This window comes from Frankia sp. CeRuru1 (genome assembly GCF_977966315.1).
Genome location: NZ_CDWWEW010000214.1, coordinates 1 through 8,943, shown reverse-complemented (window position 1 = coordinate 8,943; position 8,943 = coordinate 1). Strand labels below are relative to the sequence as shown.

General features: G+C 72.7%; 8 protein-coding genes. All 8 read right to left on the bottom strand.

Features of this window, described 5'->3' with window-relative positions; all coding sequences use genetic code 11:
- Nucleotides 1-134: 134 nt before the first annotated feature.
- Nucleotides 135-1,319: a chorismate synthase gene (gene aroC / locus AC08OP_RS15560; protein WP_476614861.1), complete on the bottom strand. Its 1,185-nt coding sequence runs from the start codon at nt 1,317-1,319 to the stop codon at nt 135-137.
- A gap of 137 nt (nt 1,320-1,456) precedes the next feature.
- The gene (locus AC08OP_RS15555; RefSeq protein WP_476614860.1) at nt 1,457-2,089 is read right to left on the bottom strand and encodes a prepilin peptidase; all 633 of its coding nucleotides are present in this window, start codon (nt 2,087-2,089) and stop codon (nt 1,457-1,459) included.
- 35 nt (nt 2,090-2,124) lie between these two features.
- On the bottom strand, nt 2,125-3,174 hold the full coding sequence (locus tag AC08OP_RS15550) for a shikimate dehydrogenase (protein ID WP_476614859.1): 1,050 nt from the start codon (nt 3,172-3,174) through the stop codon (nt 2,125-2,127).
- A gap of 50 nt (nt 3,175-3,224) precedes the next feature.
- Nucleotides 3,225-4,505: an endolytic transglycosylase MltG gene (gene mltG, locus AC08OP_RS15545; RefSeq protein WP_476614858.1), complete on the bottom strand. Its 1,281-nt coding sequence runs from the start codon at nt 4,503-4,505 to the stop codon at nt 3,225-3,227.
- On the bottom strand, nt 4,502-5,095 hold the full coding sequence (gene ruvX, locus AC08OP_RS15540) for a Holliday junction resolvase RuvX (RefSeq protein ID WP_476614857.1): 594 nt from the start codon (nt 5,093-5,095) through the stop codon (nt 4,502-4,504). The genes mltG and ruvX overlap by 4 nt, the downstream gene beginning before the upstream one ends.
- On the bottom strand, nt 5,092-7,737 hold the full coding sequence (alaS, locus tag AC08OP_RS15535; RefSeq protein WP_476614856.1) for an alanine--tRNA ligase: 2,646 nt from the start codon (nt 7,735-7,737) through the stop codon (nt 5,092-5,094). The genes ruvX and alaS overlap by 4 nt, the downstream gene beginning before the upstream one ends.
- Nucleotides 7,738-7,860: 123 nt before the next feature.
- Nucleotides 7,861-8,253, bottom strand: coding sequence for a hypothetical protein (locus AC08OP_RS15530; RefSeq protein ID WP_476614855.1), 393 nt, complete (start codon nt 8,251-8,253; stop codon nt 7,861-7,863).
- A complete protein-coding gene (locus AC08OP_RS15525) occupies nt 8,254-8,784 on the bottom strand; it encodes a DUF948 domain-containing protein (RefSeq protein ID WP_476614854.1) in 531 nt (176 codons plus the stop codon).
- Between the last annotated feature and the right edge of the window lie 159 nt (nt 8,785-8,943).

Genomic DNA, 8,943 nt, shown 5'->3' with positions numbered 1-8,943 from the left:
GTCTTCCCCGCTCCGGGCGCTCCGACCAGCACCACCATCGGCCCCGTCCAGGCCATCGGCCCCGCCCACGCGTCCGTCGCCGGCTCCCCCACGATGATCCTCTGTCTTCGCCGCCTGCCGATTCCCGCCGCCGATCAGCGGATGACCAGGGACTTCAGGTACCCCTCGTAATTGCGCCGGGTCTCCTCCACCGAGTCCCCCCCGAACTTCTCCAGCGCCGCGCCGGCGAGCACGAGGGCGACCATCGCCTCCGTCACCACCCCGGCCGCGGGCACCGCGCACACGTCGGACCGCTGGTTGATCGCGACCGCCGCCTCGCCAGTGGACACGTCCACCGTGGACAACGGCCTGGTCAGCGAGGAGATCGGCTTCATCGCCACCCGCACGCGCAACGGCTCACCCGTGGTCATGCCGCCCTCGACCCCGCCGGCCCGGGCAGTCGCCCGCCGCACCCGCCGGCCGCCGGCACCGGCCGGCTCGATCTCGTCGTGCGCCACGGAACCCCGCCGCCGCGCGGTGGTGAAACCGTCCCCGAACTCAACGCCCTTGATCGCCTGAATGCCCATCAGCTCGCCCGCGATCCGGGCGTCGAGGCGCCGGTCGCCGTGCACGTAGCTGCCGAGCCCGGGCGGGCAGCCATACGCCAGCACCTCGACGATGCCGCCGAGGGTGTCCGCGTCGGCGTGGGCTGCGTCGATCTCGGCGACCATCCGCACGCTGGTCGCCTGGTCGGCACAGCGGACCGGGTCCGCATCCACCGCCGCCAGCGACGTCGGGGCGGGCACCCCCGGGGGCACCTCGACCGCGCCGATCGCGACGACGTGCGAGATCACCTCGATGCCGTATGCCTGCCGCAGCAGCGCCTTGGCCGCGGTGCCGAGCGCGACCCGCGCGGCGGTCTCCCGGGCGCTGGCGCGCTCCAGCACGGGCCGGGCGTCGTCGAACCCGTACTTCTGCATGCCGGCGAGATCGGCGTGGCCGGGCCGGGGCCGGGTCAGCGGGGCTGCGCGGCTCAGGCCCGCCAGCGCCGCCGGATCGACCGGGTCGGGCGACATGACCCGCTCCCACTTGGGCCACTCGGTGTTGCGGACGACCACGCTGACCGGGCCGCCGAGAGTGACGCCGTGGCGGACTCCGCCGAGCAGCTCGACCTCGTCACGCTCGAAGCTCATCCGCGCGCCGCGACCGTGCCCGAGCCGGCGGCGGGCCAGCTCGGCGGAGATGTCGAAACTGGTTATCCGGATCCCGGCGGGCAGCCCCTCGACCGTCGCCACCAGGGCGGGACCATGGGACTCCCCCGCCGTCAGCCAACGCACCATGACTCCAGTCTTTCACGCTCACCGCCCAGGTCACGACCGCGATCAGGCAGGACGACCGGAATCAAACGGAACTATCAGGATCAAATAGGATGATTGGGATTAAACAAAATAATATTGATCAAGTAGAACAACCGAGATCAGCCGGCGCGGCCGAGGACGGCGAGCAGCGTCCCGGCAAGCAGAAAGGGACCGTAGGCGATGCGGTCATGCCGGCCGACCCGGCCCGCCACCAGCAGCGCGCTTACCCAGAGCCCCCCGAGGACGACGCCGGCGAACAGCCCGAACACCACACTCGGCCAGCCGAGCCAGCCCAGCGCACCGCCCAGCAGGCCGGACACCTTGACATCGCCGCGCCCGAGTCCCGCCCTCGGCAGGCAATGCACCCCCAGGAAGATCATCCAGACGGCGGCGGCCGCCACCCCGGCGCGCAGCAGACGGTCGGGCTCGGCGGTGACCAGCGCGGCGAGGCCGAACAGCCCGGCAAGCACCGGGTAGGACGGCAGTACCAGATGGTCGGGCAGGCGGTGCACCCGAAGATCGATCACGGCCAGCCAGACCCCGACGACCGCCAGGTACACGTAGGCCGGCAACCAGCTCGGATGATCGTGCAGGGCGACGGTCACGGCCGTGGCGACCAGCACCGTCACGGCACCGAGCGCCACCGCCCCGGGCACCTCCCGGTGCGGGGCCTCCCCGGGCACTGCCGGCACGCCGGCCACGACCCGGCGACCGAACGGCAAGGCGGCGAGCGCCGGAAGGGCGATCAACATGCTGAGCGCGCCGCCCGGCACCACTCCCGGCACCGCTACCCGCCGGCAGGTCCGCCGCGGCCGCGGGGACCGCTCCCCGCGAAACCATGGCCGGCCGGCACGCCGACCTCCACCGCCGGCACCGCCGGGGGCCTGTCCGCCTGCGCCCGCTCGTCCAGCGCGGCCTGGCCCGCGGCCAGCAGAACGCTGGCGGGAACCACCTGCCCGGTGAAGTGCTCGACCTGCCCCACGGCCTGGGCGGCGAGGATCTCCAGGCCACCTGCGACCCGGGCACCGGCCCGGTAGGCCGCGGCGGCCAGCGCCGTGGGCCAGGGATGATAGAGCAGTTCTACGAGCTGACAGGCTGGCGACCACGGTCTGGTGGCGAGCCCGTCGGTCGCGCCGGCGGGCGTGGTGGAGATGACCAGATCCGGGCCGGCAGGCAGGCCCGCGGCCAGCAGATCCCAGGGCAGCGCGGTGACCTCGACGCCCAGCCGCGACCCGATCTCCGCCACCTCCGCCACGGCGGCGGGCCGGCGGGCGACGACGCCGAGGCGGGTGCAGCCCGCCGCGGCAACCGCCGCGACCGCGGCGCGGGCCGTGCCACCGGCACCGAGTACGAGCGGCTGGCACGGGACCGCGCCGCGCATCACCCGGCGCAGCGCCATGCTGATGCCGTCCACGTCGGTGTTGTAGCCACGCAACCGACCGGCGGGCCCGACGACGACCGTGTTGACGGCGCCGATGACCGCCGCCGTCGCGTCCACCTCGTCGAGCAGGTCGAGCGCGACGGTCTTGAGCGGCATGGTCAGGGACAGCCCGACCCAGTCCGGATCCGTGCGGACCCGGGTGAGTATCGCGGCGAGCCCGGTCTCGTCGCAGTGCACGGCGGTGTACGTCACCGCGAGACCGAGCCTGGCGTAGGCGGCGGCATGCAGCACCGGGGAGAGCGAATGGCCCACCGGTGCCCCGAGCACGGCGGCGCGGGCAGGGCTCGACGGCGACGCGGTAGCCGCGACGGTCGCCGACGGTTCCACGGGCCGACGATGGCACTCAGGGGGCCGGCTGCGGGCCGGGGCCGTGCCGGCGGGAACGATCTCCGGCACTACCGGGCCCTCCTCATACTCGCGGCCTCATGCTCGCGGCTTCCCTCGCACTACTCACGGCCCCCTTCACGCCGGTACTGGGCCTCTGCCTGCTCCCACTCCCGCTCCGTGGTGGCGAAGACCGTCACCTTGCTCTGCGGCATGGAGACGAAATAAAACCACGATCCGTCGGCCGGTTCCAGCGCCGACCGCAGCGCCCAGACGCCGGGGTTGGAGATTGCGCCCGGCGGCAACCCTTTCACGGCCCGTGTGTTGTACGGGTTGTTCTGGGAGAGTTGTTCCCTGGTCAACGGCCCCTCGTACCCGTCCGTGGCGTAGCGGGTGGTCGAGTCCATGTCGAGCCGGCCGAATCTCCCCGACGTGTCCTTGAGCCGATTGTAGATCACCCGGGCCACCTTCGGACCCTCGTCGCGGTTGGCCACCTCCTTCTCGATGATCGAGGCGATGGTGACGATGTCCTTCGGCAGGACCCCGATCGCGGCGGCCCTGCCCTCCAGATCGATCGCCGCGGTCTCCCGCTTGAAGCGGTCGACGAAGGAGCGCAGCAGCTGCTCGGGCGTGGCCCCGGGCACGAGGTCGTAGGTGGACGGGAAAAGATAGCCCTCCAGCAGGTTCGGCGGCGCGTAGGACGGCAGGCCCAGCTGGGTGGGGTTCTTCGCGATCGCCTCCAGGCCCGCCATCGACGTGCCCGGGAGGCGTTCATGCAGTGCCGTGAGGACCTCACGGACGGTCATGCCCTCCTTGATGACGAACTTGAACGGCGCGGACGAGGCCGGGTCGAGCAGGGCCTCGAGCGCCGCGGCGGCGCTCATCCTGGTGTGCAGACGGTAGGTGCCCGGCTGGATGCCCAGCGACTTCGGGTTCGCGGCGGCGGCCTTGACAAACGCGGCGACACTCGCGGTCACGTTCGCGTCGTGCAGCTCCCCGGCGATCTCGCGAGTGCTCGCCCCGGCCGGGATCTGGACCACCGCGATGCCCTCACCGGAGCCGGAGTAGTCGGCGGGCTCGCCGGTCGAGATGTGCCCGACGACCTTCCCCACGCCGTAGATCCCCAGTCCCAGCAGGGCGGCGACCACGACGAGCACCGCGATGAGCTTCGGCAGCGCGCGACCGCGCCGGCCGCCGTCGGGATCGGGCTCGTCCCAGCCGCCGCCGTCGTCCCAGGCGCGGTGGTCCCAGCCGACCCCGGCACGGTCGTCCGGGTACTGATCGTCGGCGTAGCGATCAGCCGGGTAACGATCATCCAGGTAACGATCATCGCGCTGGCGGGCCCGACGGCGACGCGAGTAGGGGTCCTCGTCGAGTATCTCGTCGAGGTCGCCGCCGGTCACCTCTCGCCCGACGGCGGGACGGCACCGCCCGGGGCCCGGGGGTCGTCTCCCGGAGCCCGGACCACGCCGTCCGGACCCGTGACCGGGGCGGCACACCCGATCGCGCCAGGCGCGCCGCTCCCCCGGCGGCTGTCCAGGTCGTGCTGCAGGATCTGCACGGCTGCCTCCTGATCCACGAGACTCCGGCGGGCACGCGAACGAACGCCACGCTCGGCCATCCTGCGATGAGCCGCAACCGTGGTGAGCCGCTCGTCCACAAAACGCACGGGGACGGGTGCGATCCGCTCGGCGAGTACCTCGGCGTACTGCCGCACCAGCCGGACCGCCCGGCCTTCCTGCCCGGACATCTGTCTGGGCAGGCCGACCACGACCTCTACAGCCTGCCGCTCCCGGACGATGAGGACAAGCTGATCGATGTCCGCATTGCCCCGTCTATCCCTGGCCAGGGTAGTCACCGGAACCGCGAGCACGCCGCCGGGGTCGCTAGCGGCGACCCCGACCCGCACCGAGCCGACGTCGACCCCGATCCGCACCCCGGGCCGAGAATCCCCGGGCCGAGAATCCCCGGGCCGGAAGCCCGAGCCGCTCACCGCGAGGCGTGCTCGGCCACCAGCCCCCGCAGCCTGGCAAACACCGCCGGCACCAGCTGTGGGTCCCCCCCGCCACCCTGGGCCACGTCCGGCTTGCCGCCGCCCTTGCCACCCAGGCTCGCCCAGGACTGCCGCACCAGGTCACCGGCGCGCAGCCCCCGGCCGCGCGCGGCGTCGTCGGTCACCACGACGATCGACGACCCGTCGGCCTTGGCCACGGCGACGACGGCGGGCCGCCCGGCCAGCCGCCCACGCACGTCCAGCGCCAGCAGCCGCACGTCGTCGGGGGCGGTGCCGGCGGGCACCTCGGCGGTGACCACGGCGACGCCAGCCACCTCCTCGGCACCCTCGGCCAGCGCCCCGGCCCCGGCGAGCACCGCGGCGGCCCGCAGTCGTTCCAGCTCCCGCTCGGCGTCGCGCAGCCGGCCGACGATGTCGGTGACCCGGTCCACCAGCTCGTCCGGACGGGCCTTCAGCGCGGTGGACAGCTGCGACACCAGGAGATGCTCGCGCGCCAGGTAGCGGAAGGCGTCGAGGCCAACCAGCCCCTCGACCCGGCGGGTGCCCGCGGAGATCGACGCCTCCGACAGCAGCTTCACCGCGCCGAGCTGCGCGGAGCTCGCGACGTGCGTGCCACCGCACAGCTCGCGGGCGTAGTCGCCCACATCGACGACCCGCACGGCGTCCCCGTACTTCTCGCCGAACAGCGCCATCGCGCCGAGCCGGCGGGCCTCCTCCTGCGTGGTCACGAAGGCCCGCACCGGCAGGTCACGCAGGGCGACCTCGTTGATCTCGTCCTCGACGTCGGCGAGCACCGACGGCGGCACCGCGCCAAGGGCGTGGAAGTCAAACCGCAGCCGGCCCGGGGAGTTCAGCGAACCGGCCTGGGTCGCGCCCTCGCCCAGCGCGCGACGGAACGCGGTGTGCACGAGATGGGTGGCGGTGTGCGACCGGGAGACCGCGCGGCGACGATCGGCATCCACCTCCGCGAACACCTCCGCGCCAAGCCGCAGCTCGCCGCCGAGCACCCGCACCCGGTGCAGGACCAGGTCGGGCACGGGCCGCTGGACGTCGAGCACCTCGACCTCGCCGCCGTCGAAGCGCAGCCGACCGAGGTCGGGCTCCTGGCCGCCACTCTCGGCGTAGAAGGGGGTCGCGTCGAGCACGACCCCGACCTCGGTGCCCTCCCCCGCCGCCGCCAGCCCCACGCCGTCGGCGATGCCGACGAGGCCCACCACGCCGGAGGCCCGGCTGAGCTCCTCGTACCCGGTGAAGGTCGTCGGGCCGGAACGGGCCAGGATCGGCCGGAACGCGGACAGGTCGACGTTGCCGATCCGCCGCGCGGCCCGGTCCGCCTTCGCAGCCTGCCGCTGGCGGTCCATCAGCCGGTGGAAACCCGCCTCGTCGACGGACAGGCCCGCCTCAGCGGCCATCTCCAGCGTCAGGTCGATGGGGAAGCCGTAGGTGTCGTGCAGCTTGAAGGCCGCCTCGCCGCCCAGCATGGTCGAGCCCAGGGATCGGGCCTGGCGCGCCGCGGTGTCGAAGATCGTGGTGCCGGTGCGCAGCGTCTCGGCGAACGCCTGCTCCTCCGCGACGGCGACCCCGGTGATCGTCTCGGCGTTGTCGACCAGTTCGGGATAGATCCTCCCCATCGCCGAGCCGACGACCGCGAACAGCTCGCTCATCACCGGCTCGTGGGCGCCGAGCAGCCGGGCGTTGCGGATCGCCCGGCGCAGCATGCGGCGCAGCACGTAGCCGCGCCCCTCGTTGGAGGGGACGACGCCGTCGGAGATCAGCATCGCGGCGGTGCGGGTGTGGTCGGCGATCACTCGCAACCGCACGTCGTCGGCGGGGTCCGCGCCGTAGCGCCGCCCGGTCAGCCGGCCGGCAGCGTCGAGCACCGGCCGGGAGATGTCGATCTCGTAGAGGTTGTCGACACCCTGGAGGATGGTCGCCATCCGCTCCAGGCCCATCCCGGTGTCGATGTTGCGGGCCGGCAGCTCACGCTCGATCGGATAGTCGTACCCGGCGCCCTCGCCCCGCTCGTACTGCATGAAGACGAGGTTCCAGACCTCGAGGTAGCGCTCCTCGTCCGCGATCGGACCGCCCTCGCGGCCGTAGGCGGAGCCGCGGTCGAAGTAGATCTCGCTGCACGGCCCGCACGGCCCGGGCACGCCCATCGACCAGAAGTTGTCCTCCTTGCCGCGGCGCTGGATACGCTCGGCGGGCAGCAGCTCGCGCCAGATCCCCTCGGCCTCGTCGTCGTCGAGGTAGACCGTCGCCCACAGGTCGTCGGCCTTGAAGCCGAACCCTTCGGTGAGCAGCTCGAAGGCGAACGGGATCGCCTCGGCCTTGAAATAGTCGCCGAACGAGAAGTTGCCGCACATCTGGAAGAAGGAAGCGTGCCGCGCGGTGTGCCCGACATTCTCGATGTCGACCGTCCGCACGCATTTCTGCACGCTGGTCGCCCGCGGCCACGGCGCCGGGAGATCCCCGAGAAAATAGGGCTTGAACGGCACCATGCCGGCGTTGACCAGCAGCAACGTCGGATCCTGGGCGACCAGTGAGGCGCTCGGGACGACGGTGTGCCCGCGCCGGGCGAAGTGGTTGAGAAAGCGGCTACGGATCTCGGCCGTGTCCATCGGGTTCACGTCGTCCAGACTCGTGGGAAGAGGTTCGACATCCCGGGGTGGCGCGCTGTGGTCGGGCGCGCCTTCCGGGCTGCGGTGAGGGCAGGTGCCCCCGGCCCGCGGGCGAGGGAGTCCTCAGGGCCGCCGGGCGCCGGGGACGAGCCGCATCGTGCGTTCGGCGTCGTCGAGGTCAGCGGGGTAGCGCGGCGCGCCGGAGCCGGCGGCCTGCGCTGCGGCGTCCCGGGGCGAGGCAGCCCCGACCTCATCGCCCCGGTCCGCTTCGTCGCCCCGATCCGCTTCGTCGCCCCGATCTGCTTCGTCCGGATCACCGTCGAGGCCGAGCGCGACACGGATCTCCTCCTCCCGCTCGGCCGCGGCCTCGCGCACGTCCGCGAGGAACTCCTGTACCGACTGTACGAGAGAGCCGGCCAGGCTCGTCGGCGTCAGGGAGGCGGCGGCCTTCGCCACCTGGCGCACCACCACGACGCCGGCCGCCGCCCCGAAAGCGAGATAGAAGATCCTCGACATCTACCGGCCTCCCCTACGCCCGCCCGCCGCGCCGGCGGCCGTGGGCACCGACGGAGTCTTCTCGCCCGCGGGCTGCGGGCCGCCGCGCCCGGCCGACCGGCGCGCCGCCTTCTCGGCCTTCATCTGGGCCGTCACCCGGGACTCGACCTCCGAGCGGGTCCGCTTGGCCGCCGCCTTGCGCACGCCGTAGCTGAACGCCGCGACACGCACCATCGGGCCGCCGAGCGTCGCCGCGAACAACGATGTCAGCGAGGAGACGTTGGTCGTGATCGACTGCACGTTCGCCGTAATCGCATCGACCCGGTCGAGTTCTTTGTTGACGTGCGAGAGTGCCAGATTGACCTCGTCGACCGTCGCGCCGGCCTGCCGGACCCGGGCGGTTCCCTCGTCGAGGGCGAGACCGGTCTGGCGTACCCGGGCCGCGGCCTCATCGAAGATCTTGCCGAGCTTGAGCAGGACGTAACAGCCGAAGAGGACGAGCACCGCGAACGCGCCCGACGCGATCAGGCCCGCGACCGCACCACCGGACATATGTGCTCCTGCCTCCATCGTCGTTGGGCCGGTCCCACCCACCCGATTCGATCCGCCGTGCCGCGGGCGCCACCCAGCCGACGCTCCTGGAGTGACCTTACCGAGACGGCTACCGGGGCCACGGGTAGCCCCCACGAGAGAAGTCAGGACGGCGAGGAG

Excerpts from the sequence above, each read along its gene's own strand:
- aroC (WP_476614861.1), bottom strand. The coding sequence starts at position 1,319 with ATGGTGCGTTGGCTGACGGCGGGGGAGTCCCATGGTCCCGCCCTGGTG.
- AC08OP_RS15555 (WP_476614860.1), bottom strand. The coding sequence starts at position 2,089 with ATGTTGATCGCCCTTCCGGCGCTCGCCGCCTTGCCGTTCGGTCGCCGG.
- alaS (WP_476614856.1), bottom strand. The coding sequence starts at position 7,737 with ATGGACACGGCCGAGATCCGTAGCCGCTTTCTCAACCACTTCGCCCGG.
- AC08OP_RS15530 (WP_476614855.1), bottom strand. The coding sequence starts at position 8,253 with ATGTCGAGGATCTTCTATCTCGCTTTCGGGGCGGCGGCCGGCGTCGTG.
- AC08OP_RS15525 (WP_476614854.1), bottom strand. The coding sequence starts at position 8,784 with ATGTCCGGTGGTGCGGTCGCGGGCCTGATCGCGTCGGGCGCGTTCGCG.